The organism is Dactylosporangium sp. NPDC000521 (genome assembly GCF_042898305.1).
GTDB lineage: Bacteria > Actinomycetota > Actinomycetes > Mycobacteriales > Micromonosporaceae > Dactylosporangium.
In genome coordinates this window covers 23,079-47,392 of the sequence record NZ_JBIAYW010000004.1, presented here as the reverse complement: position 1 = coordinate 47,392, position 24,314 = coordinate 23,079, and the positions used below count along the sequence as shown (strand labels likewise).

Genomic DNA, 24,314 nt, shown 5'->3' with positions numbered 1-24,314 from the left:
CGGCGCGTACCGCCATACGTCCCGTTCGGGAGTGAACAATGCCCAGGATCGTCCCCCGGCTCGTTGCTCTGCTCGCCACCGCCGTCATGGTCGTGGCCGCCAACGTGGTCGCGGCGCCCCACGCGTCCGCTGCCACGTACACCCCGCCCGCGCTCCGGCAGCGGGTCGATCTCAACTCCGGCTGGCGCTTCACCAAGGGTGACGTCGCCGGCGCCGAGGCCCCCGCCTTCAACGACAGCGGGTGGCAGCAGCTCAACGTCCCGCACACCTGGAACGCCGCTGACGGCGCTGACGGCGGCAACAACTACTACCGCGGCGTCGGCTGGTACCGGCGGCACTACACCGTCCCGGCGTCCTTCGCCGGCAAGATGCTGTTCCTGCAGTTCGCCGGCGCGAACCAGGTCGCGGAGGTGTGGGTCAACGGCACCTACCTCGGCAAGCACTCCGGCGGTTACGCCCGCTTCCGCTTCGGCGCCACGTCGGCGTTCACGGTGGGGCAGGACAACGTCATCGCCGTGAAGGTGAACAACGCCGGCAACGCCGACATCCCGCCGCTGTCCGCGGACTTCACGTTCTACGGCGGCATCTACCGCAACGTCAGCCTGCAGGTCGTCGATCCGCTGGCCGTGCGGATGCTCGACTCCGCCGGGCCCGGCGTCTACCTGCGTCAGCGGTCCGTCACCGCGGCGTCGGCGACCGTCGACGTGACGACCAAGCTGTTCAACAACAACACGTCCAGCCGCTCGGTCGTCGTCCGCACGGTCATCACCGACGCGTCCGGCACCGTCGTCGCGGACCAGTCGCTGCCTGCTCGTACGGTGGCCGCGAACGCCGGCGTGGACGTCGTGCAGACCGTCACCATCGCCAACCCCCACCGGTGGGACGGGCTCGCCGACCCCTACATGTACAAGGCGAACGTCGAGATCCGCACCTCGTCGGGCGAGGTCACCGACGTGGTCACCGAGCCCCTCGGCCTGCGCACCTTCGGCGTCGACCCCAACACCGGCTTCACCCTCAACGGTCACCCGTACGACCTGCACGGCGTGAACCTGCACCAGGACCGCGCCGGCGTCGGCTGGGCCGTCGACGACACCCAGCACACCCAGGACTTCGACCTGATCCGCGAGATCGGCGCGACCACCATCCGGATGGCGCACTACCAGCACGACCAGAAGGACTACAACCTCGCCGACGAACGCGGCCTCGTCGTCTGGGCGGAGATCCCGCTCGTCAACGACACCACCAACTCCGCCGCCTTCACCGCGAACGCCCGCCAGCAGATGACCGAGCTGATCCGGCAGAACTACAACCACCCGTCGATCGTCTTCTGGGGCATCGGCAACGAGCAGCGCGTCGACAACGCCGCCACCAACGCCCTGCTGGACAGCCTCGCCGGCCTCGTGGACACCGAGGACCCCGACCGCGTCTCCGTCTACGCCAGCTGCTGCGTCAGCGACACCGGCGCCGTCAACAACCACGCCGAGGCCAGCGGCTACAACAAGTACTTCGGCTGGTACAACGGCGGCTACAACGACCTCGGCGGGAACCTGGACAACCTGCACGCCGCGAACCCGTCCCGCCGCATCGCCCTGTCGGAGTACGGCGCGGGCGCCAACACCACCCAGCACGCCCTCAACCCCGCCGCCCCCAGCCCCGGCGGCCAGTACCACCCCGAGGAGTACCAGGCCCTGCTGCACGAAGCATCCTGGAAGCAGCTCGACGCCCGCCCGTTCGTGTGGGGCACGTACGTGTGGAATATGTTCGACTTCGCCGCCGACGCGCGCAACGAGGGCGGCCAGCCCGGCATCAACGACAAGGGTCTGGTCACCCGCGACCGGGTCACCCGCAAGGACGCCTTCTACTTCTACAAGGCGAACTGGTCGTCCGCGCCCACGCTGTACATCACCAGCCGCCGCTGGACCCAGCGCACCACCGCCGCGACCGAGCTGAAGGTGTACTCGAACGCGGCCTCGGTCACCGCCACCCTCAACGGCGTCTCCCTGGGCGCCCGCGGCAGCACCGACCACATCTTCAAGTGGACCGGCGTCACCCTGCGCGCGGGCACCAACACCGTCCAGGTCACCGCCACCGTCAACGGCACCCCGGTCACCGACACCGTGACCTGGACCCTGAGCTGACGTGCCACGGCGGTCCTTTCCGATGTCGAGAACGTGTTGCCGGCTCCGTCCCTGGGGTAGGAACAACGGGTATCGTCCGCATCAGAAAGGACCGCCGACATGGCCGTCGCCGCAGACCTCGACCGTGCCACCGACTCGAAGTGGGACTGGGTCGCCGAGCACACCCGGAAGTACCTGGCCTCCGGCGGCACCGAGGGGCACGAGAACAACGGTGTGCTGACCCTCGTGCTCGCCACGACCGGCCGCCGCACCGGCGAGGCGCGCCGCAACTGCCTGATCTACGGCACGTCGGGGGACGACTTCGTCGTCGTCGCCTCCAAGGGCGGCGCCGACGAGGACCCGGCGTGGTTCAAGAACCTCCAGGCGGACCCGAGCGTCGGCGTGCAGGTCGGCACCCGCCGGTTCACCGCCCGCGCCCGCGTCGCGTCCCCGGCCGAGCGCCCGTCCCTGTGGGCGCAGATGGCGCGCATCTTCCCGCTGTACGACGAGTACGCCCAGAAGACGGACCGGGAGATCCCGATCGTCCTGCTGACCCCGGAGTCCTAGACGAGTGATGCGGGGAGCTATCTGCCCATCAGTGATCAAAGGCGATCAAGCTGCGAGTCACCGGTTGTCCCGTCTTGTGGTTGTGCCAGATTGCGGCCGTCATGGCCAGCAGACGTTGCGCGACCCGGACAGCGATGCCAGCGAAGGTACGCCCGCCGTGCATTTCCAGATCGAGCTGGCCTTTGAGTGTGTCGTTGACCGACTCGATCAGCTGCCGGACCGCCTTGAGCAGTGCCTGCCCTGCCCGGGGCTGTTCCTTCTTGCGTGCCGGGCGCAGCAGCGTGGCCCCGCGTTCGGCCAGGTCGGTCTCGAACCGTTTGGAGGCGAAGCCCTTGTCGGTGATCAGCAGTAGACCGGGACGGTCGGCGAGCAGCTGCGGTTCGCGGTCGAGCATCGCCTCGACCACCTCGCGTTCGCCGAGCTTGGCATCGGCCAGTGCCCAGAGGATCGGCATGCCGGTCGGGGTGCAGATCAAGTAGAGCCGCAGTCCCCAGAAGAATCGGCTGTGGGAGGCGCAGTAGCCGTAGACTGCCCAGCCGGCGGCGTTGGAGCGTTGCACGGTCGGGCGGGACCGGCCGCACTCGACCGGGGTGGAGTCGAGGATCCAGTGGTTGTCGAACCAGAAGTCGGTGTCGATGGCCAGGCGCGGATGAAGTGCTTGACCAGCGGCAGGGCGGCCCGGAGCCGGCGGTTGTAGCCGGACTGGGTGGGTTGGTAGGGGAACAGGTGGCGCAGGTGTTTGTCGAGGTGACGCAGCCAGCGGCGTTCTGAGCGGTAGCCGAGCAGGGCCTGCATGACCGACATGGTGAGCAGTTCCGGGTCGGTCAGTTTCGCAGGGATGCCGCCGGGCGGGCGTGGGATGGCCAGCTCGGGACTGGCGCGCATCTCATCGTCGATCTTGACGTACAGTGCGATGGCAAGGGTCTCCAGATCGACGTGCACGTGGCCTCCATGGTCATCGTTGCTCAGCACCGTCGATCATGGAGGCCCTTGCCTATCTCCGCAGCCCCGTCCCCGCATCACTCGTCTAGCGACCGGACGCATGCGGCGGAGCGTTGCGGGCCGGGATCAGCAGCGCCAGTAGCACGCTGAGGAGCGCGATGCCGGCGCCGATCCACATGACGGTGTGCAGGCCGGACATGAAGGCGCGTTCCGTCGCACGAGTGATGGCCGCCGCGGCCACGTCGTCGAACTGCCCGGTGAGGTTCAGCCGTGCGCCGAGCGGAGCGATTCCCTGTTCGGCCAGGCCTTTGTGGATGGCGACCTGTTCCGCGATCGCGTCGGGGACGCCGGCGGTGCGCAGTTCTGCCGGCAGCGTCCGCGCGACGATCGTCGCGATCACCGTCCCGAACACCGTTGTGCCGAGCACGCCGCCGAGTTGATTCGCGGTGGTCTGCAGGCCCCCGGCGACTCCGCCGTGCTGTACGGGAGCCGTTCCGACGACGGCCTCGGTCCCGGCGACCACGACCATTCCCATGCCGAGGCCCAGCAGGACCAGCCACGGCCACTGCCGGCCGTAGGGGGAGCCCGCGGCCAGGCCGACCAGCCCGACGAAGCTCGCCGCGAGCAGCGCCATTCCGAGGGCGAGCGGCCAACGCGAACCCAGCCGCCCGGTCAAGCGTCCGCCCAGCGGCGAGCCGACCATGAACATCCCCATCAGCGGCAGCAGGCGAACGCCGGTCTCCAGCGGCGTGCAGCCGTTCACGTTCTGCATGTACAGACCGATGGAGAACAGCACTCCGTACAACGCAATGTTTCCGGTCACGAGCAGGACGACACCCACCGACAACGCCCGGGAACGAAACAGCGACAGCGGGAGAATCGGCGCGGGGAACCGTCGCTGCCGGATCACGAACCCGGCGAGGAGGACCAGCGCCGCGAGCACGCCCGCGGCCCAGTACCACCATTCGCGGCCGGTTGCGCCGGTCAACGACCATACCAGGACGAACATCGCCCCGGCCAGCACACCGGCGCCGACGATGTCGAACCGGTCGGCACGGCCCGGGGCGCGACTCTCGCCGGCCCACCGCAGCGCCGACGCGGCGGCGGCCAACCCGATCGGGACGTTCAACACGAAGATCGCCGGCCAGGACAGGTACTCCACCAGCAGTCCGCCGATGATCGGTCCAGCGGCGGCGGCGAACGCCGACGCGGCACCCCACATCCCGATGGCACGGTGCAACTCCGACGCTGGGAACGTCGACTTCAGGATCGCGAGGGTGTTCGGTACCAGCATCGCTCCGGCGAGTCCCTGCAGCACGCGGAAGGCGATCAGTGCCGCGGTCGACGGGGACAGAGCGCACCCGAGGGACGCGAGCGCGAAACCGGCGACGCCGATCACGAAGATCCTGCGCCGGCCGAACCTGTCGCCGAGCTTGCCGCCGACGATCAACGTCACCGCTAGGGCGAGAAGGTAGCCGTTGGTCACCCACTGCAGACCGGTCATCGACGAGCCGAGGCTGCGGGCGATCGTCGGGTTGGCGATGTGGACGACGGTTCCGTCCAGGCTGACCATCACCACGCCCAAAGCCACCGCGACGAGGGTCATCCTTTGCTTCCGCCTCGACGGGCGGGTGCGGTTGATGCCCGTTGCTTCGATCGCGCCCACGCGCCCTCCAAATGAAACATGCTGTATCAGTTGTGACACGTTGTATCATTTACTCGTGGGCGACGCCAGTCATCTCGATGCGACCGAACAGGCACTGCGGCAGGACGCCCGGCGCAACCGGGATGCGGTGATCGCCGCGGCGATTCGGATACTCGCGGCCGACCCGGAGGCGAGTATGCGGCAGATCGCCGCGGAGTCCGGCGTGGCGCGGATCACCGTCTATCGGCACTTTCCGACGCGTGAACACCTCATCCGGGCGCTCATCGACCTCGTCGTGGAGGAGGAACGGGCCGTCGTCACGACCGCGATCACGCCGGACGCCACGGCGACCGAAGTCTTCGGCCGGCTCGGCCCGGGGATCATCCGGGTCGGAGAACGCTACCGGTTCCTGGACAACCGTTCCGGCAGCGTCACCGACGCGCCGCTGCGCCACCCCGCCGCCGATGAGCCGCTGCTCATGTGGCTGACCAAGGCCGCCGAGCGGGGCGAGCTCCACACCGATCTCACGCCCGAGTGGATGTACGCGATGATCCATGGGCTCGGCCGCGCGGCCAACGAGGAAGTGCTGGTCGGACGCAGAACCGCGGACGAAGCCGGTCAATTGCTCGCCCGCACTCTGACACACACCTTCGTCGCGGACCGTGACGGTTCAGCGACCGGTCCCGGATAGCGGCTGTCGCGGCGACCTGATACGGCGGCCCGGCGCCGGGAGGCTGCGCGGCGGTGCCGCCGCTCACCCCACGGTGACCGCGCCCGCGGTGAATCCCGCGACGGCGGTGTCGATGGCCAGGGCGCGGATGAAGTGCTTGACCAGCGGCAGGGCGGCCCGGAGCCGGCGGGTGTAGCCGGACTGGGTGGGTTGGTAGGGGAACAGGTGGCGCAGGTGTTTGTCGAGGTGACGCAGCCAGCGGCGTTCTGAGCGGTAGCCGAGCAGGGCCTGCATGACCGACATGGTGAGCAGTTCCGGGTCGGTCAGTTTCGCAGGGATGCCGCCGGGCGGGCGTGGGATGGCCAGCTCGGGACTGGCGCGCATCTCATCGTCGATCTTGACGTACAGTGCGATGGCAAGGGTCTCCAGATCGACGTGCACGTGGCCTCCATGGTCATCGTTGCTCAGCACCGTCGATCATGGAGGCCCTTGCCTATCTCCGCAGCCCCGTCCCCGCATCACTCGTCTAGTACGGCAGCCGCCACTCGGGATTATGGCTGAAGTTCGAGGCTGAATCGTCGTGCGTCGTGGGTTCGGCGGGCTCGGGCCTGGTGGCGGCGCCGCCGTTGTGGCCGGCGTTCTGCCGTCATCGTGCGGCGGCGCGACGCCGGCGAGCCGCCCATACCCTCACGGAGACGACGACGGCTGCCGCCACCGGTGCCAGCAGGCACAGCAGGCACAGCGCGCCCTGCGCGACGACCGACCAGCGGGCGGGCAGCATCGCCGGTGCCGGCACCGGACCGTCGAACTGCCCGTTGCGGACCAGGTCCTGCGGGATGTCGATGGAGGTGACGTCGGCCGGCGGGTCCAGCACCACGTCCACGGCTCCGGGGCGAAGCGCCAGCACGCGGACATGCCGGATCTCCTGCGTCTCGCTCTCGGCTGCGGTGACGTGGTCCTCCGACTCGTACTGCACGACGACGAGGGCATCGCCGTGCCAGCCGAGCGCCCGCACCGCCGCGCCGGTCACCTCGGGCACCGCCGGCCCTTCGCGGTCGGTGCCCGTGGCGGCGTCGATGTACGAGACCCGCCACCGTCGGGCGTCGCGCTGGTCGTGGTCGCACTGGAACGGGCATTCGTCGACGGTCAGCAGCGCCAGAGTCGAACTGTCCGATGTGTAGGCGCCCGAGCCCGCCAGTCGCCGGCTGCCGAGGTCGCGGGCCCACAGCCGGCGGCCGGTGGCGTCGTAGCCGCGCAGCTCGGTGCCGTGGGCGGCCGGCCGCGCCGCGACGAACCCACGGCCGTCGGGAGCGAACGCCGCCCCCCATGCCGAGGCGTTGCCGTCCCACAGAAGCCGGTCTTCGACCGGAGTCACCGCGCCGCTGGCCAGGTCGACCAGGACGTACCGCGCCGCCGGGCCGTCGATCGGGTAGCCGTCGCGGGCGGCCTGCAGTGCCAGGACGGCGCCGCTGTCCGGCCGCCAGGCCACGACGTCCGCGCAGCAGGTCGTCTCGCCGCCGCTGTAGCCACGGCTACGACCGGTACGCAGATCGGTGACCACCAGCCACCCGGCCGGCCCGCCGGTCAGATCGCTGTGCGCGACCAGGCTGCCATCCGGGGACAGTCGCACGCCCTGCCCGGCGCGCACTCCGTCGCTCGGGTAGCGCAGCATGCGGTAGTCGCCGTTACGGCCGAGCACGGCGAGCTTGCCGCCCTCCTCCTCGAACGGGTCGCTGGTCAACCCCAGACTGTCGCCGCCGAACAGCACCGAGGCCGGGCCCGGCGGCGCCATGCCGACCGTCGCCTGCCAGAAGTACGGAAGCCCGACGCTGCGGGGGACGACCGAGCCGCCCCCGGCCGGCTGGGGCTCGGCATGCAGACCGGGCGCCATCGCCACGGCCGCACAGAGCAGCGCCGCGGCGACGACGGCGACGATCCTGCCCCGGTACCGCTGCCGTCTCCCCCGCCGCCACAGATCCTCGGGCAGCCGCGCAGGCGACATGTGTTCGCCCAGCTCACGCATCGTGTCACGCAACGGTACGGTCATGACGGCACCTCCGCCGATTGGGCCAGGTCGGCCAGCTCGGGCGCGCTGACGCGTAACGCGGCCAGCGCGTCGCGGGTCTGGCTCTTCACCGTCGACACCGAGCAGCGCATCACCTCGGCGGTGGCCGTCTCGGTCAGGTCCTCGAAGTACCGCAGCACCAGCACCGCCCGCTGCCGGGGGCCAGCTTCGCCAGCGCGGCCTGGACCGCGAGCGCGGTGGTCACGGTGTCCGCAGCGTCGGGCACGGGGCGCTCCGGCGGCCGCTCGGTAAGCCGCACGAGGCGCCGTCGCCGGCGCCACAACGACACGTGCTGGCTGACCATGGTGCGCCGCACGTACGGATCCGGGTCACCGCCGGCGCTCACCCGTTCCCAGTGCCGGGCGACCTTGATGAGCGTCACCTGCACAAGATCCTCGGCAGCGTGCCGGTCGCCGCACAACAGATACGCCAGCCGCGACAGCGCCGCGAGCCGGCCCGACACGTACGCGTGGAACGAGTCCTGTGTCGCCATCACACCTCCCCGAAGGCACACGCTGACACCTGCCCCGCCGGGTGGGTCGTTTGGGTGCCGTTTCGGAAAAGCCCTGCTCACTACGCACGACGACTCGGCCTCGAACTTCGGCCATGATCCCGAACGGCGGCTGCCGTACTAGCCGAGCTGGCGGAGGATCGCCGGGTCGGTGATCTTGTGGTCGTCGGCGAGCAGCATGGCCTTGGACAGCACGATCGACAGCATGGCGTCGCCCTCGAAGGGGATGAAGCGCACCCCCGGCGTCTTCGCGGCGCCGGCGGGCACGATGCACAGGTAGCGGTCGTTCGGGGACATGAGGATGTTGCCGCTGCCGATGTGGATGCGGTACGTGTGGCGGCTGCCGTCGACGACGAGGTAGTGGCCGTCGATCCTGGCCCGGTCGCGGATCTTCAGCCGCGGCAGCAGGTGCTCCAGGACCTGCCGGCGGACCTGGCCGTTGGCGGTCAGGTCGCCGAACGCGACCGTCTGCCAGTAGCCGAAGCGGGCGTCGTCGGTGCCGCGGTCGGCCCAGGTCGGGTCGGCGGCGATGGAGGTCACCCCGACGAACAGGTCGACGTCGCGCATCGCCTCGCTGAAGACCCGTCTCGGGACGCCCGCCAGCGGGACGTCCTGCCGCGCCCGGCCGCGGCCCCGCTCGAACCGGACCCGGTCGGTCGAGCAGAACTGCACGGCGTCGCGGTCGCCGCCGTCGGTGGCCTGCTGGTGGTGGAAGACGGCCGTCAGCCCGGCGGCCGGGAACTCCCGCCTCGCCTCGCCGTCGTAGCCGTCGCTCCAGCCGCCGAGGTAGTTGCTGCCCCAGCCGCGCTCCTTCATGAGCGCGTAGGCCTGCCGGTACCGCAGGATGTGCGCCGCGAACCGATTGGAGTAGACGTGGGTCTCCTCCTCGGCCGGGGTCAGCAGGTACACCTCCCGGAACGCCTGCTTGAACGGCTGCGCCAGCTCGTGGTCGAGGATGTGCGCGCGCCAGGCCCGGACCTCCTCCGGGTCGGCGTCCACCGGGTGCCACAGCCGCACGCGGGCCGCGGCGCCCGGCTCCCCGTCGGGCAGCGTGAAGCCACCGTCCGTGTCCGGCAGGCCGGTGTACCGGCGGTCGCCGTCGCTGACCGTCCACAGCAGCCGGGTGGCGAGGCTGCCCGTGACGGGGTGCTCGGCGTACCGCTGCCGCCACACCGGAAAGGGCCAGTCGCGGTCCTCGACGAGCAGGTCCTCAAGGCGGGCCCGCTCGTCGGCGAGGGCCTTCTTCAGGTCGGTGGTGGCGCGGCGCACCTCTGGATCGGCCTTGCTCACACCGTCGTCCCAGGTCACGCGGACCCGCGCCCGGTCGTCGATCTCGATCAGCGCCGCGCCGATGCGCCGCTGCCGGCGCCGGTCCAGGCCGCAGTCGGGGACGGTCAGCTCGGTGAGCTCCGAGCGGCTGACGCCGGCGGCGGTGGCGGCCTCGTCGAGGGCGGCCGCGATCTGCTTGAGCTGCCCGCGGTGCCGGGTGGCGCGCTGCAGCCGGACGAGCGCGGCGAGCGCGGCGTCGTCGGCGCGCCGGCCCAGCACCGCGTAGCAGGCGTTGAGCGGCTTCGGCTCGTGCAGCGTCGGCTCCAGCGCCAGCACGAGCGGGACCAGCCACGCCTCGCCAGACACCTGCGCCGCCCACAAGAGCCCTCGCACCAGGTCGGCGTTGTCCATGCTGACCCGCATGTCGTGGTCCCCGTACCAGTGCTCGACCTGCGCCGGCCGGCAGGTGTAGGCAAGCTCGAGCAGGTCGTGCAGCAGGGCGACCAGCTGGGGCCGGCCGTCCAGCAGCTCGGCCGCGCGACGGGCCCAGGCCTTCGTCGGCCGCGGGCCGGACGCCAGGGCGAGTGCGTGATCGAGCAGCGGGCCGAGCTCGTCCGCGCCGGCCGGTGCCGATCGCAGGTGCTCGACCGTGGCCCGGCTCCAGCCGTCCCCGACCCGGATCCGCCCCGCCCAGGCGGGCGTGTCGCCGCCCGCGGTGTCGGCGAGCAGCACCAGCCGCCGGAGCAGCTGCGCCCGCTCGCCCGCCGCGGCTGACGTAGACGGCTCGACCAGCTTCTGTGCCGCCCGGAACCGATCCGCGAGCATGCCCCGGCCGGTCGGCTCCAGCACTTCGGCGGCCCCGACGGCGACCCGCAGCACCCTCGTCGGCCCGTCTTCCGGCGTCTGGAGGGCGAGGTCGAACAGCAGCTCGACGTCGCTGCCGGTCCACGCCGGCCGGCGGCCCTCGAGCGAGGGGAGGAGGCGGCCCGCCTGCCACGCCCAGCCGCGGGAGTGCGACGCCAGCTCGGCGAGCACAACGATGACCGAGCGGACCTGCGCGTCGTCGAGCCCCGGCAGCACGTGGTGGTGGAAGTGCTCGACGGCGTCGGCGTTCATCCCGGCCTCGTCCGGGAGCAGCCGCGCGGCCCGGTCGCGGTGCGCGGCGAGCGTGTCGGCGGCGGTCATCCGCCGACCAGCTGCACCAGGCGGATGAACACCACACGGGACGCCTCGTCGAGCGTGATCTCCTCGTCGAGGTCCTCCACCTGCCGGTCACCGACGAGCACGAAGAACCCGTTCCGCTCGAAGGCGGCCACCGCCGCGTCCGCCTGCCGCTCCCAGTCGATGCGGGCGGCCGTGGGCATGAGGTATCCGTTGAGGTCCGCCTCGGCGGCCGTCGGCCGGACCAGCCCGTGGAAGCGCTCGACCGGCCGCGCGTTGTGCCGCGCGACCTCCTCCCGCACCCGCAGCCGGATCAGCTCCCGCAACCTGACCGGCCCGGCAACGTCCAGCTCCAGCGCCCCGACCACACGGCCCGCCGCCGTCTCGTCCTGGATCTTCACCCGCACGGCCGGAGCCTAGGCCACCTCGCCGACCCCTGTCACGACCCGGGCGGGCGGGACGTCGAGGACGGCGACGTCGGTGGCGGTGAGGCTGCCGGCGATGACGGTGCCGGCGTGTTCGGCGACGGATGTGATGAAGCGGTAGGAGCCGTCGGTGGTGCGCAGGTCGTGGACGAGGCGGCCGTCGAGCGTGAAGGCCATGACCCACGCGACCGGGGTCGCCTTGGGCCGCAGCGCCGCGGGCAGGTTCCAGGCCAGGAGGCGCAGGAAGCCCGGCAGGGGCAGGAGGCGGTCGAGCAGCGGGTCGCGGGGGCGGCGATGGCGACCCACAGCAGGCCGTCGCTGCCGAGGCTCATGTTGTCGGGGAACCCCGGCAGGTTCTCCACGAAGGGCTCGACCCGGCCGTCGGGCCAGTACCGGCTGATGCGGTAACCGGCGGTCTCGGCGAACAGCAGGTGGGAGCCCTCGGGGGCGAGGACCAGGCCGTTGGCGAACTTCAGGTCGCGCAGCAGGGTGGTGACGGCGCCGTCCACGTCGCGGCGGATCAGGCGGCCGGTGGACGTGTGCTCGAACATGTCGCCGAGGTGGTGTTCGAGGTCCCAGCGGGTCGTCGACGTGGTGAACCAGATCGTGCCGTCACGACCTTGCACGACGTTGCTGGCGAACGTCAGCGGCGAGCCGTCCACGGTGTCGACGAGCACTTCGACCGTGCCGTCCGCCGCGACCCGTAGCAGCCCCCGGTCGTGGTCGCAGACCAGGACGCTGCCGTCGGGGCACGGCTGCACGCCGAGGGGGCGGCCGCCGGTGTCGGCGACGACCGTGTGCGAGCCGGCGGGGCCGAGCCGCAGGAGGCGGCCGTCGCCGGTGCCGGTGACGGCGGCGCCGGACGCGTCGAACATGACGTCCTCAGGGCCGTGGCCGCCCGTCGCCAGCCGACGGGCGACGACGAACGTGCCGGTCGGCCCGCGGTCCGAGGCCGCGGGCGGCCGCCATCGACGCGGCGCGATCCAGCGGCGGGGCTTGCCAGCGCCGTACGGCAGCACGACCCGCGTCACCACGGCTAGGAGTGGCGTTCGACGCCCAGGCTCCGCAGCAGGTCGTCGAGCTGCTCGGGGTCGACTCCCCACTCGTCCAGCACGCCGGGCAGCGGCTGCCCCGTCGCGTGCAGCACGGCGCCGAGGGCAAGCACCGCCTCGTAGTCGTCCTCCTCGGCGTCGTGCGTCGTGCGAGCGACCCGCAACGCCTCGTCGGGCTGCCCGAGACGCAGCAGCGCACCGGCGAGCGGGAGGACGCAGCCGGTCGCGCCGAGGTCCAGGCCCCGGCGCGAGTGGCCCAGCGCGGCGTCCAGCTGCCCGGCGGACAGCCAGTGCCAGGCCGCGGCGAGGTCGAGCACGGCCAGCCGCGGATGCCAGGCGGGGTCGTCGGCGTCGCCCTGCTCCGCGAGTCGCTGCGCCAGCGCCAGCATCGCGTCGTCGGCGGCACCCTGCTGCAACGGGATCAACAGGGTGTCCAGCGCGGCGCCGGGATTGCCCTCGGCGACCAGCGCTTCGGCCGCGTCGCGGTGCAGCGGCGCCGCCTGGTCCCGGTCGGCGTGGAGGCGGGCCGCGGCCGCGAGCAGCTCGCCGCGGCTGGGTGCGCCCGGCGGCAGCGCCGGCTCCCGCAGCAGCCCGTCGACCGTCGCGGCGGCCTCGTCGTGGCGGCCCATCCGCTCGTACAGCCGGGCCAGGCGGGCCCGGCCGAGTTGCGCCGGGCCGGTGGCCGACGCCCGATCGAACAGGGCGACCGCCTCCTCGACGGTCTCGATCACGGTCTGCCAGCCCCCGGTGCGCTCCAGCTCGTCGGCGGCGGCGATCAGCGCCTCACCGGCCGCGGCGGGGTCACCGGCGGCGCGGGCGGCCAGCGCGTCGTCCATGTGCGCGGCGACCTGCCTGGTCATCGTCTCCCGCGGCCGGGCGGCGACGGACAGGTCGGCACGGTCGGCGAGCGGCTCGGCGGCCATCCGCGCCTCGATCAGGCCGCTGACGTGACCGTTGCCGTTGCGTGCGTCGAACCGGGCGGCGATCTCGCGCGCCATGGCCGCCAGCTCGGCGTGGGTCTCGGCGACGGTCGTCGCGGGGGAGCCGGGCACCGGCACGACCGGGGCGTCGCCGTGGCCCGCCGCGGCGAGCCGGCCGAGGACCTGCGCGCCCGAGGCGGCGAACATCATCGCCGCGTACGGCGACGGCGGCTGCGCGAGCCAGGCGCGGTGCCGGTCGACGAGCTCCAGGCCGCGCGGCTCGTTGCCGGACAGCCCGCAGAACCACACGTGCTGGGCGATGTTGTCCAGGTGATGCCGGTCGGAGCGCATCGGCGGGTACCCGACCCGGTGCGCGTCGGTCGCCTCGGCGATCCGGCCGGTGCGCAGGTACGGCAGCAGCAGCTCCGACAGCATCCAGTGCGGCTGCTCGGTGCAGCCGCCGCGGGAGTACGGGCTGCCGATCTCGATCGCCTCCTCGTCGCGGTGCCGCGAGACGAGGTGCCGCACCTGCCCTGAGGGGACACAGGCGGCGCAGTCGGACATCCGGTCGCGCGCGGTGGTGACGAGCTTCGCGTACCAGTCGTCGGCGGCCGGGTCCCCGGTGTGGTGCGCGACCAGCCACCGGTGCTGGTACACGGCGTGCAGGCTGTGCCCGGCCCGGCGGTACCGCTGCTCCATGTCGTCGAGGACGGCGGCGGTCCGGTCGAGCGGGATCTCCGGGAACTGCGGCAGCGACCACGCGATCCACTTGAAGGTCCACAGCAGCGTGTGCTCCGCGTGCCCGTGCCCGACCGACGGGTCGGCGTCCCAGGTGCGCAGGCAGTGGGTGAACGCCAGGAACAACCGCGTCGGGTCGCCGCCGTGGTGGAACTCCGACAGCGCGGACAGCCGGAAGTTGAACGCCTCCTGGGCCAGCCCCGCCGCGTCGGCGTGGCGCAGCACCGCGTCGATCGCCTCGAACTTCGCCCGGCCGCGCGGCAGGTGCTGCGCCTCGTGCCACAGCCGGTGCACCTCGGTGGCGGACATGGTCATCGCGGGCCTCCCAGGGCACGGCCGGGCCGATCGGGCAGCGGTGTGGTCATCGCGGGCCTCCCATCGCGCGGCCGATCAGGCCCAGGAACGACTGGTTGAGCGCGGCGGTGTCGACCGGCCGCAGCGGCTGGTGCCCGAGCAGCAGTGCCTGCACGTACAGTCCCTCCACGACCAGGGCCGCGAGCGCCGGGTCGGTCACGGCGGCGGCCTGCTCGATCAGCGGGTTGCGGCGGTTGAACACGAGCTGCGGCCGGCGGGTGCCGCCCGAGACGGTGAACGCGCCGAGGACCGAGGACCACAGGTCGTCGGCCGCGTCCCGGCCCCGGAGCAGATCCTCACGCAGCGCGGTGTCGCCGTCGAGCAGGTACAGCGCCGGCAGCCCCGCCGGGTGGAACGACCGCACGAGCACCTCGACGCCGAAGCGGTCCAGGGCCGCCTGCGCCGACACCAGGAACCCGCGCAACGCCAGCTCGTCGCCGGGCGCCAGCTCCTCGAGCCGGGTGGCGAGGTCGCTCGCGGTCAGCGGCTCCACGGTCATCGCCCGTTCGGCGAGCGGCAGGCGCGCGACGAGCTCGGCGTCGTACACGTAGCCCGCGTTGACGATCGCCAGCCCCTGCGCGGAAGCGACGGCCGCGATCTGCCGGAACTCGTCCAGCGACGGCGCATAGCGCACCACGCCGTAGCTGTCGTGGAACTGCGCGAGCGTCATCGGCCCGACCGTCGTCTCGAACGGCCACCACTGCGCCACCAGCCGCAGCATCTCGTCGTCGTGGACGGCGAGCGCCTTCACCCCCAGGTGGTGGATGCGCAGGAACTCGGCCAGCCGTAGCTGGTCGCCGTTGCCGAGCTGGGTCATCCAGCGGCGCAGCTGCTCGCCGAGGCGGTCGCGGACCTGGGTCAGCAGCGGGTCGTCGTAGAGCGCCTCGCGGCTCGCCGTGGGCCGCAGCTCGCCGGTGTCGACGACACAGCGCACGAAGAACGCCCACTCCGGCAGCAGCCCCTCGATGCCCTCGCCGAGCAGCATCCGCTTGAGGTAGACCCGGTGCGCGACCCGTCCCGCCGGGTTGGACGGCATCGGCAGCACGAACGCCACACCGCGCAGCCCGGCCTGCGGCTCCGCCAGGTCGATGACGTCGAAGGGGGTGAAACCGAAGACCTCCTCCGCGTACGACAGCAGGCGGGCCCGGCGTCCGAGCGGCGTCTCGCCGGGGGCGGTCTCCCACGGCGCCGCGGCGACGGTGACCGGCTCGTCGTCGACCAGCACCGGGAACGGCAGCATCGAGCCGTACAGCGCCGCCAGCTCCCGCACCGTCCGCGGCTCCAGCCACTCCTCGGCGCCGGCCCGCGGCCGCAACGTCACCACGGTGCCCGGCGCCGGCAGCGCCTCCGGCCCTTCGGCGACGCGCACCTGGTAGCTGCCGTCGGACGAGCCCAGCCACTCCACCGTCGGCGCGTCCCCGCACCGGGTGCGCACCTCGATCGTGTCCGCGACGAGAAAGCACGACAGCAGCCCGATGCCGAACTGCCCGAGGAACTCGTGCCGGGAGAAGCCGAGCTCGTCGCGCTTCGAGCTGCGCCCGATGGTGGCGAGCAGCTCGTGGACCTGCGCCTCGGTCAGCCCGATGCCGCTGTCGGCGATGCGCAGGACGTCGCCCGTCTCGATGGTGATCGTCGCGGGCCGCCCGGGGTCCTGCGCCCGCGCGGCGGTGACGGCGTCGACCGCGTTCTGCAGCAGCTCCCGCACGTACACGCGCGGACTGGCGTACAGGTGATGGCTGAGAAGATCGACGATGCCGCGCAGGTCGACATGGAATGTGTGGGACACCGGGCGGTTCCTTCCGGTCTGATCAACGCGTCGGACGATAGCCCACGGCCCTGCCGTCCGCTGACCCCTTTTCCGGCCGTCCGCCGCGGCGTGCGCGGCCGCCGTGACGCTCGGGTTCGCGTCAGCGCGCGACTGACGGGGCGCTTCCCGAAGCGAGGAGCGCAGCCGTCGGCAGGGTGAGGGTGCCGTCGTCGTCGAGGAACCCGGCGGCGAGGCGTTCGTACGCGTTGCGGGCGGCGGCGACCGTCGCCGGGTCCCGGCCGGCGAGCGCCTCGCCGAGGGCGCCCATGCCGTTGGCGGGCCCGATCCACCAGGCGTCGACGTCGGTGTGGTGCGTCCAGCTGATCGTCTCGCAGGTGACGTCCCGCAGGCCGGCGCCGCCGAGCAGGCCGGTGACGCCCTCGGGGGTCCGGGCGAAGTTCAGCGACGGTGGGATGATCGACGGCGCCGGCGTGAGGCCGACGGCGGCCATCACGTCGTTCCACAGCTGTTGCAGCGGCGGCGACGGGTGCGGCCACACGGTGACCGCCACCCGCCCGCCCGGCGCGGTCAGGCGCACCAGTTCGGCGACCGCGCGGGCCGGGTCGGTGACGTGGTTGACGACGAAGTTCGCGACCACCGCGTCGAAGGCGTCGTCCGGCAACGGCAGGTCGGGCAGGCCGGCGTGGAGCACGTCGGGCACGACCGCGCGGGCGAGCTCGACCATGCCCGGCTCGGCGTCCACCGCGGTCACCGTGGCACCGCCCGCGACGGCGAGCGCCGCGACCGTCCCGGTGCCCGTGCCGACGTCGAGCAGCCTGACACCCGGCGCGAGCCCGGCCGCCGAGAGCAGCGCCGGTGCCGTGTACGCGCACAGGTGGGCGTAGCTGTCGGCGAACGCCGCCGCGCGGCCCGTCCATTTCCCCATGCGGGGAGCTTAGTCAGGGGCCTCGGAGAGCAGGGTCTCGATGCGCTCCAGCAGGACGCTCGGCTCGAACGGCTTCACGAGATAGTCGTCGGCGCCGGCGTCGAAGCCGGTGCTCACGTCCAGCCACTGGCCGTGGGAGGTCAGGATCAGGACGGGCATCAGCTCGGTGTCGGCGGTCTGGCGCAGGGCGCGGCAGACCTCGATGCCGTTGATGCCGGGCATGCTGACGTCCAGGATCGCCAGGTCCGGGTGCTCGCGGCGGGCGGTGTCCAGGGCCGTGCCGCCGTCGGCGCAGGCGATCACCTGATGGCCCGACGTGTCGAGCAGGAACGTCAGCAGTTCCCGGATCGCGAGGTCGTCCTCGGCCACGAGCACCGTCGACACGTGCACCGACCTTTCATTCCCCGATGCGAAGCTTCCGATCCGAGTATATGGACAAATCAGCTCAACTATGGTGGTTCCGGATGGTTCAAGTCTGGAGGCCGCGAGGATGACCGCAGCGGTGCAGCCGCAGTACCTGCGGCAGCTGTCGCACGAGCTGCGCACGCCGCTCACCGGCATCCGCGGCTACACCGAGGTGCTGGAGCAGGCCGGGCCGCTCACCGAGCGGCAGCGGCACATGCTCACCATGCTCAACTCCTGCGTCCACCGCCTCGACAGCCTCATCGACGACCTGCTGCTGCTCGCGTCCGTCGACGCCGGCGCGTACGGGCTGGTGGTCGAGGACGTCGACCTCGCGCGCCTGGCCGAGCACGTGGTGCGGGCGCACATGGCGCACGTGCGACCAGGCGAGCCCGCGGTGCGGTGCGCGGACGGCGACGGAAGCTGCGTCGTACAGGCGGATCCGAGGCAACTCGAGCACCTGCTGGTGGCGCTGCTCAACTATGCCGCCGGATGCTTCGCCGGGTGCGCCGAGCTGCGGGTCGGCACCGGCGGCGACGGCACCGGCGCGTGGGTCACCGTCAGCGGCGACGCCGGCGAGCCGGCCGACATCGTGGGGCTCGGGCCGGCCGTGGTGCGGGCGATCGCCGAGCAGCACGGCGGCAGCGTGGCCGCCGGCGACAGCGAGCTCCGGGTGGTGTTGCCGCGGACGGCACGCCCCGGCGAGCGGGTCGTGGTGCGGCCGATGCGGCGGCCCCGATGAGGTGGTACGGCTCGATGGCGCTCGCCGCCGCGGTCCTGGTCCTCGGGGCGCTCGTCACGCTCGGCGTCTCGAGCGTCATCACCGGCAAGGAGCGGCGCTCGGCACAGCTGGCGATCCAGCGCCAGTCCGATCTCGCGGCGGCGGCGGTCGCGGGGGAGGTCCGCCGGTACGTCGACACCATCGACAACGTGGCGGCCGCGCTCGGCTCGCACGACACGCTGAGCCCGCAGGCGTTCGAACGGGCCACGTCGCGCATCCCGGCGCTCGCCGGCGCCACCGCGCTCGTGTTCGTCGTCCCCGCCGATGGGCCGGGCGTGACCGCGGCGCAGGCCGCGTGGCGCGCCGCCGGTGCCGCCGGGCTCACGTTCAAGCCCGCGGAGGGGATCCAGGAGCACTACTTCGGCGTGTACGCGCGGCAGCTCGACGGAGACGCCCCGCTCGACGGCGGCAGCGACCTCGGCGACAACCCGGACCTCGCCGACGTCATGCGGCAGGCGCGGCTGTCCGGGCACGCGGCGGTGTCCAACGCGGCGCTGATCGCGGGCGGCCAGCGCCGCACGCTCAGCCTCGCCACCCCGGTCACCGGCGCGGACGGCGCGCTGCGCGGCTGGGTCGTGCTCGGCCTGCGCGGCGAGGGCTTCTTCGACGGGGCGCTCGGTGAGGTGCTGCACCGCCGGGTCACCGCGACCCTGGCCGCGACCCAGACCGGCGGCGGCCTCCTGCCCATCGCGACCGTGCACCGCCTCGCCGTGCCCGGCGACGCCCTGCGCCGCTCGAAGGACATCGGCATCGCGCAGCGCGTGTGGCACCTTGAGGTCACCGCCGACCCGCGCGACCTGCCGGGCGCCTACACCGACCGCCCGCTCGTCGCGACGGCCGCCGGCGCGGCGCTGACCGTGCTGGTCACGCTGCTGGTGTACCTGCTGTCGACCCGCCGCTCGAAGGCGATGACCCTGGTGCACGAGGCGACCCGCGAGCTGCGCGCCGCCGAGCGCGAGGCCCGCGACCAGGCCGCGCTGCAGCAGGCGATCCTCACCAGCCTCGGCGAGGGCGTCACCGTCGTCGGCGCGGACGGCAGGGTGCTGCTGCACAACCCCGCGGCCCGCCAGCTGCTCGGCACCGCCGGCGACCCCGACACGCTCGAGGACTGGCCGGCGCACTACGGCGCCTACCTGCCGGACCGCGCGACCCCGTTTCCCGCCGCCGAGCTGCCGATGGTGAAGGCGCTGCGGGGCGTCTCCGTCGACCGGGTCGAGATGGTGATCCGCAACCCCACCCACCCCGACGGGATCCTCGTCAGCGTCAGTGCCCGCCCACTGGACCGCTCCGGCGGCGGGCCGCGCGGCGCGGTCGCGGTGCTGCACGACATCACGGCCCTGCGCCGGTACGAGACGGAGCTGGCCCAGTTCGCCGCGGTCGTCGCGCACGACCTGAAGAGCCCACTGACGGCGGTGCACGGCTTCGCCGCCGTCGCCGCCGACGCGCTGTCGGCGGACGCGGCCCAGGTCGCCCCGCGCCGCCCCGACACGGCGAAGGTCGCGGTCGAGCGGGTCCGCCAGGGCGCGATCCGGATGCGGTCGATCATCGACGACCTGCTCGCGTACACCACCGCCCGCGACGCGCCCCTCAACCTCACCGACGTCGACCTGCGCGCCGTCGTCGAGTCCGTCGTCGCCGACCGCACCGCCCTCGCCCCGCCCATGCAACTGGCGAAGGCGTCCACGGTCGCCCTCCCGCCCACGCCACGCATCCACATCGGCGACCTGCCGCACATCAAGGCCGACCCGGGCCTGCTGCGCCTGGTCGTGGACAACCTGATCGGCAACGCCATCAAGTACACCCCCGCCGGCCAGACCCCGAACATCGAGGTCACCGCCCTGTCCGACCCCGACTGCGTCATCCTCGTCGTCGCCGACCGCGGCATCGGCATCCCCGACGGCCACAAGGCCCGCGTCTTCGAGTCCTTCTACCGCGCCCGCCCCGCCGACTACGGCGGCACCGGCCTCGGCCTGGCGATCTGCCGCCGGATCGTCGAACGCCACGGCGGCTCGATCGCCGTCGAGGACAACCCTGGCGGCGGCACCAGGTTCTGCGTCTCCCTCCCGACGGCCAGCCGCACCACCGAACCCGACCCCATCGCCGCCCTGCGCACCTACGGCCCATCCGCCGACGCCGGCTGGGAACGCCTCATGCGCCCCAGCGACGTCAACGCCTCCTGACCGCCGTTCCCGCCGATGTACGGCGCGGCGATAGCCTTCTGACGGTGGACCAGCCCGTGGAGATCGTGTGGTCGCGGTCGCTGTGCATGCGGTCGAGCGCGAGGACGGTCGCGGCGTCCAATGTTCTCGTCGTGGCGGAGCGGTACTCTCGCCTGGTCGGGCTCGACCCGGCGACCGAGGCGCTGATGTGGGAGCAGCGCGTCGAGGACTGCTGGGGCACGACCACCGTCGCGCAGGGGCGATGCCTCTACCTGAGCCAGCGGGGCGTCCTGCACTGCTTCGAGCATGCGGATCCCGTTGTTTTCGACGAGCATCGGAGAAGTGTTTCCGTGGAATGGTTCCGGCGGGAATCTTTTTGGCGGGCGGCGGCGGGCAATTGCCGGATGAACGTTGCGGCGCGGCAGCGGGTCGGTGGGCGGCCGGTGTGTGGGTGGGGTGGCCTCGACCGGCGGCGGGCGACTGGTGGGCCGGGGCGTCGTGGTCGGTGCCGGCGGAGCCGTGTGCCGCCGTTCCTTCAGGGATTCCGGTCGCGCTGCAGGGCGTGACCGGTTCGGCCGATGCGTCGCTCCGGCGGTCGGTGGCGGCGGTTCCGGGCGGAGTGTCGTCGTGTGCGCGGCGTAGCTTCTCGGCGTGCCGCATGGCCAGTCCCCAGACCCGGTGCCGGGCATGTTCCCGGCGGAACCGATCGCCGGTGGGGGAGTGGTTTCGTGCCCTGCTACGGTCACGCATGGCAGCCAATTCGGTCCTGCTGAACAATTGCAGCTGCCCCATGCATCAATTGTCCCGGAATTCACTCGGACCGCCGCCCCGCGCGACGGTTCGCCATTTCAGATAGCGCCCCTCGCGACACTGCCGTATGCCGACGCCGGAGCACTTTGAGCAGGTGTGGACGTGGTGCTGGTCAGGCGGCGACGCGGGGGGTGGACAGGGTCTGGATGAGTTCGGCGAGGACCTGTTCGGCGGTGGCGTTGTCGACCTGGCAGGTGCCGGCGGCGACGTGGCCGCCGCCGCCGTGTTCGAGCATGATGGAGCCGATGTCGACCGGTGACGTGCGGTCCACGATGGACTTGCCGACCGCGAAGACGGTGTTCTGCTGGTCGCGGCCCCAGAGGGCATGGATCGAGATGCGGGTGTCGGGGTAGAGCGCGTACACCATGAAGCGGTTGCCCGCGTAGATGACGTCCTCGTCCCGCAGGTCCACCACGACGACGTCGTCGTGGACGGTGCTCACCCGGCGCAGCTGGTCGATGAAGGGCTCCGTGTGCGCGTGGAAGAGGTCGGCGCGCTCGCGCACGTCCTTCATCGCCAGGATCTCGTCGACGCTCTCCAGCTGGTGGCAGGCGTGGATGAGCTTCATCATCAGCTCGAAGTTGGAGATGGTGAAGTCGCGGAAGCGGCCCAGGCCGGTGCGGCTGTCCATCAGGAAGTTCAGCAGGGTCCAGCCGGTCGGGTCGAGGATCTCCTCCACGGTGTACTGCGCGGAGTCGGCCTTGTCGACCGCCTCCATGAGGTCCGCCGGCACGTCGGTGAAGAAGTCGGCGCCGCCGAACTCGTTGTAGATGACCCGTGCCGCCGACGGCGCCGACGCGTCGATGATGTGGTTGGGCTGCGGCCCGACGCGCACCGTCTCGGAGTGGTGGTGGTCGAACACCATGTGCGCCCCGGGCACGTACGGCAGATTCGTGATGATGTCGTTCCCGGTGATCTTGACCTTGCCGTCCTGCATGTCCTTCGGATGCACGAAGACGATCTCGTCGATCATGTCCAGGTGCTTCAGCAGCGTGGCACACACCAAGCCGTCGAAGTCGCTGCGCGTCACGAGCCTGTGCTTCACGGCCATCTCCCTGCTCCAGCCCCGTAGCACCCGATCGGCAGCGGGCACGCCGACCTGAGCGGATCAGGCGCACCGAAGCCGCGCTGCCCCGATCGGCGAAGGTGGCGGTGCAGGTGAAGGCGGAGGTGAAGGCCGAGGCATCACCGCAGCAGGGACTCGAAGTAGGGCTTCATGGACGGGTAGTAGTCGTTGAAGTCGGGCATGGGGGTGTCGTCGCGGGAGGCCACGAGGGCGTCGAGGTAGAACTCCCAGCCGGCGCCGAAGTCGGCGATGCCGTCGGGTCCGGTCATGTGGTGGACCAGCTCCAGCAGCGTGCCGGCGTCCACGGTCGACAGGCGCAGCTCCAGGTGGGCCACCGAGTCGGTCAGGACGAGCCGGCGCGGGGGCTCGCAGGCCTCGATCCGCGCTTCGGACCAGGGCGCTCCTTCCTCCTGGATCATCTGGTACTGGACGGTGCCGCCCGGACGCCCGTCGCCCTTCCAGGGGCCGAACCAGCGGGCCGTGCGGTCGGACTCGGTGACGCTGGCCCAGACGTCTTCGATGGGCGCGCGGAAGGTGCGGCTGATCACCAGCTCGCCGCCGGTGGCGGTGGGGGTCCAACGGCCGGTGGGGGTCGGGGTCATCGGATTCCTTCCGTGGATACTCCGGCCTTCGGGCCGGGGAGGAAACGGAACTCCTGCCCAGCAGGGCAGGGAACGCCGATCCGCCGCCAAGGCGGATCGGCGTTTGCCCGGGTGTGACCGCAAGGTTCACCATCCAGGCTGTTATCGTGCGAGCCGTGTCCAGGACGGTGAAGCGGGCGTTCAAGTACCGCTTCTACCCGTCCCCCCGGGCAGGCCGCCGAGCTTGCCCGGACGTTCGGGTGTGTCCGACTGGTCTACAACCTGGCGTTGCAGGCCCGGACCGAGGCGTGGACACTGCGCCAGGAACGGGTCGACTACCACGCCACCAGCGCGCTGCTGACCGCGTGGAAGAAGACCGGGGAACTGGCGTTCCTCAACGAGGTCTCCTGCGTGCCGTTGCAGCAGGCACTGCGCCACCTGCAGGTGGCGTTCACGAACTTCTGGGCCAAGCGTGCCAGGTATCCGACGTTCAAGTCCAGGAAGCGGTCGCGCCGCTCCGCGGAGTACACGACCAGCGCGTTCCGGTACCGCGACGGCCGGCTCACCCTGGCGAAGATGACTGAGCCCCTGGACATCGTGTGGTCCCGGCCGCTGCCCGAGGGAGCCTCGCCGTCCACGGTGACCGTGTCCCAGGACACCGCCGGCCGCTGGTTCGTGTCGCTGCTGTGCGACGACCGGGTCGAGCCGGTCCCGGCCACGGGTGCGGTCGGTGTCGACGCCGGGCTCAACAGCCTGCTCACCCTGTCCACCGGGGAGAAGGTCACCAACCCGAAGCATGAGCGCCGGGACCGGGCCGCGCTCGCCCGAGCCCAACGCAACCTGGCCCGCAAGGAGAAGGGCTCCGCGAACCGGGCCAAGGCCCGGTGCAAGGTCGCCCGCGTCCACGCCCGGATCAGCGACCGGCGCAGGGATCACCTGCACAAACTGAGTACTCGGCTCGTTCGTGAGAACCAAACGATCGTGATCGAGGACCTGACGGTGCGCAACATGGTCAAAAACCACCGCCTCGCCCGCGCCGTCAGCGACGCGGCCTGGCGGCAGTTGCGCACCATGCTCGAATACAAGACCCAATGGCACGGCCGCACCCTGGTCGCCGTGGACCGCTGGTACCCGTCGTCCAAACTGTGCTCGACCTGTGGTGCGCTCGCTGAACGGATGCCGCTGCACGTACGGTCGTGGACCTGCCGGTGCGGCACCGTCCACGACCGCGACGTCAACGCGGCCCGCAACATCCTCGCGGAGGGGCTCTCCGTGATCGCCTGTGGAGGCGGTGTAAGACCTCAACGAGAGTCCTCTCGGACGGGGCAGTCGTCGGTGAAGCAGGAACCCCCTGGGGTGACCCAGGGAATCCCCGACCTTTGAGGC

General features: G+C 71.9%; 20 protein-coding genes and 2 pseudogenes. 7 read left to right on the top strand and 15 right to left on the bottom strand.

The window, feature by feature from the left end; translation table 11 throughout:
* Window positions 1–38: 38 nt before the first annotated feature.
* Complete coding sequence (locus ACFY3L_RS14325; RefSeq protein ID WP_389322747.1) at window positions 39–2,138, top strand: glycoside hydrolase family 2 TIM barrel-domain containing protein; 2,100 nt, start codon at window positions 39–41, stop codon at window positions 2,136–2,138.
* Window positions 2,139–2,237: 99 nt separating this feature from the next.
* The gene (locus tag ACFY3L_RS14320) at window positions 2,238–2,684 is read left to right on the top strand and encodes a nitroreductase family deazaflavin-dependent oxidoreductase (protein ID WP_389322745.1); all 447 of its coding nucleotides are present in this window, start codon (window positions 2,238–2,240) and stop codon (window positions 2,682–2,684) included.
* A gap of 28 nt (window positions 2,685–2,712) precedes the next feature.
* On the opposite strand, the pseudogene ACFY3L_RS14315 reads toward ACFY3L_RS14320, so the two are convergent.
* A pseudogene (locus tag ACFY3L_RS14315) lies at window positions 2,713–3,626 on the bottom strand (IS982 family transposase).
* A gap of 85 nt (window positions 3,627–3,711) precedes the next feature.
* Entirely contained in the window at window positions 3,712–5,232 is a 1,521-nt protein-coding gene (locus ACFY3L_RS14310; RefSeq protein WP_389322743.1) for an MFS transporter, read from the bottom strand.
* A gap of 115 nt (window positions 5,233–5,347) precedes the next feature.
* Between ACFY3L_RS14310 and ACFY3L_RS14305 the strand changes: the two genes are divergently transcribed.
* On the top strand, window positions 5,348–5,962 hold the full coding sequence (locus tag ACFY3L_RS14305; RefSeq protein ID WP_389322741.1) for a TetR/AcrR family transcriptional regulator: 615 nt from the start codon (window positions 5,348–5,350) through the stop codon (window positions 5,960–5,962).
* Window positions 5,963–6,025: 63 nt separating this feature from the next.
* Here the strand turns inward: ACFY3L_RS14305 and ACFY3L_RS14300 are convergent, their stop codons facing one another.
* The 11 genes from ACFY3L_RS14300 to ACFY3L_RS14250 all read right to left on the bottom strand — a co-directional run bounded on the left by ACFY3L_RS14300 (window position 6,026) and on the right by ACFY3L_RS14250 (window position 17,513).
* Window positions 6,026–6,382, bottom strand: a complete 357-nt coding sequence (locus ACFY3L_RS14300) for a hypothetical protein (RefSeq protein WP_389322739.1) — start codon at window positions 6,380–6,382, stop codon at window positions 6,026–6,028.
* Between the two features lie 205 nt (window positions 6,383–6,587).
* Complete coding sequence (locus ACFY3L_RS14295) at window positions 6,588–7,988, bottom strand: hypothetical protein (RefSeq protein ID WP_389322737.1); 1,401 nt, start codon at window positions 7,986–7,988, stop codon at window positions 6,588–6,590.
* Window positions 7,985–8,152, bottom strand: a complete 168-nt coding sequence (locus ACFY3L_RS14290; protein ID WP_389322735.1) for a sigma factor-like helix-turn-helix DNA-binding protein — start codon at window positions 8,150–8,152, stop codon at window positions 7,985–7,987. The genes ACFY3L_RS14295 and ACFY3L_RS14290 overlap by 4 nt, the downstream gene beginning before the upstream one ends.
* Window positions 8,122–8,499, bottom strand: a complete 378-nt coding sequence (locus ACFY3L_RS14285) for a sigma factor (RefSeq protein ID WP_389322733.1) — start codon at window positions 8,497–8,499, stop codon at window positions 8,122–8,124. Before ACFY3L_RS14285 ends, ACFY3L_RS14290 begins: the two co-directional genes overlap by 31 nt.
* Before the next feature lie 138 nt (window positions 8,500–8,637).
* Window positions 8,638–10,971, bottom strand: a complete 2,334-nt coding sequence (locus ACFY3L_RS14280; protein WP_389322731.1) for a DUF4132 domain-containing protein — start codon at window positions 10,969–10,971, stop codon at window positions 8,638–8,640.
* Entirely contained in the window at window positions 10,968–11,354 is a 387-nt protein-coding gene (locus tag ACFY3L_RS14275) for a hypothetical protein (RefSeq protein WP_389322729.1), read from the bottom strand. The genes ACFY3L_RS14280 and ACFY3L_RS14275 overlap by 4 nt, the downstream gene beginning before the upstream one ends.
* 32 nt (window positions 11,355–11,386) lie before the next feature.
* Window positions 11,387–12,406 carry an SMP-30/gluconolactonase/LRE family protein gene (locus tag ACFY3L_RS14270; RefSeq protein WP_389322727.1) on the bottom strand — a complete coding sequence of 340 codons (1,020 nt, stop codon included), beginning with the start codon at window positions 12,404–12,406 and terminating at the stop codon, window positions 11,387–11,389.
* Between the two features lie 2 nt (window positions 12,407–12,408).
* Entirely contained in the window at window positions 12,409–14,397 is a 1,989-nt protein-coding gene (locus ACFY3L_RS14265; RefSeq protein WP_389322725.1) for a hypothetical protein, read from the bottom strand.
* A 46-nt stretch (window positions 14,398–14,443) separates the two neighbouring features.
* A complete protein-coding gene (locus tag ACFY3L_RS14260; protein WP_389322723.1) occupies window positions 14,444–16,222 on the bottom strand; it encodes an HSP90 family protein in 1,779 nt (592 codons plus the stop codon).
* 121 nt (window positions 16,223–16,343) lie between these two features.
* The gene (locus tag ACFY3L_RS14255) at window positions 16,344–17,129 is read right to left on the bottom strand and encodes a class I SAM-dependent methyltransferase (protein ID WP_389322721.1); all 786 of its coding nucleotides are present in this window, start codon (window positions 17,127–17,129) and stop codon (window positions 16,344–16,346) included.
* Window positions 17,130–17,138: 9 nt separating this feature from the next.
* Window positions 17,139–17,513 (bottom strand): response regulator transcription factor, encoded by a 375-nt coding sequence (locus ACFY3L_RS14250; protein WP_389322719.1) that lies wholly within the window; start codon window positions 17,511–17,513, stop codon window positions 17,139–17,141.
* A 106-nt stretch (window positions 17,514–17,619) separates the two neighbouring features.
* Here ACFY3L_RS14250 and ACFY3L_RS14245 point away from each other — a divergent pair, with 106 nt between their 5' ends.
* The 3 genes from ACFY3L_RS14245 to ACFY3L_RS14235 are packed head-to-tail and all read left to right on the top strand — an operon-like array spanning window position 17,620 to window position 21,037.
* The gene (locus ACFY3L_RS14245) at window positions 17,620–18,273 is read left to right on the top strand and encodes a sensor histidine kinase (protein ID WP_389322717.1); all 654 of its coding nucleotides are present in this window, start codon (window positions 17,620–17,622) and stop codon (window positions 18,271–18,273) included.
* Entirely contained in the window at window positions 18,270–20,492 is a 2,223-nt protein-coding gene (locus tag ACFY3L_RS14240; RefSeq protein ID WP_389322715.1) for an ATP-binding protein, read from the top strand. The genes ACFY3L_RS14245 and ACFY3L_RS14240 overlap by 4 nt, the downstream gene beginning before the upstream one ends.
* Window positions 20,493–20,536: 44 nt before the next feature.
* Window positions 20,537–21,037 carry a hypothetical protein gene (locus tag ACFY3L_RS14235; protein WP_389322713.1) on the top strand — a complete coding sequence of 167 codons (501 nt, stop codon included), beginning with the start codon at window positions 20,537–20,539 and terminating at the stop codon, window positions 21,035–21,037.
* Between the two features lie 356 nt (window positions 21,038–21,393).
* Here ACFY3L_RS14235 and ACFY3L_RS14230 read toward each other — a convergent pair whose 3' ends face one another.
* Both ACFY3L_RS14230 and ACFY3L_RS14225 read right to left on the bottom strand, forming a co-directional pair.
* Window positions 21,394–22,326: an exopolyphosphatase gene (locus ACFY3L_RS14230; protein ID WP_389322711.1), complete on the bottom strand. Its 933-nt coding sequence runs from the start codon at window positions 22,324–22,326 to the stop codon at window positions 21,394–21,396.
* Between the two features lie 140 nt (window positions 22,327–22,466).
* Window positions 22,467–22,949 (bottom strand): SRPBCC family protein, encoded by a 483-nt coding sequence (locus tag ACFY3L_RS14225; RefSeq protein ID WP_389322709.1) that lies wholly within the window; start codon window positions 22,947–22,949, stop codon window positions 22,467–22,469.
* A gap of 216 nt (window positions 22,950–23,165) precedes the next feature.
* Here ACFY3L_RS14225 and ACFY3L_RS14220 point away from each other — a divergent pair.
* Window positions 23,166–24,311 (top strand): annotated as a pseudogene (locus tag ACFY3L_RS14220) (RNA-guided endonuclease InsQ/TnpB family protein); the annotation flags it as partial.
* Window positions 24,312–24,314: the final 3 nt, after the last annotated feature.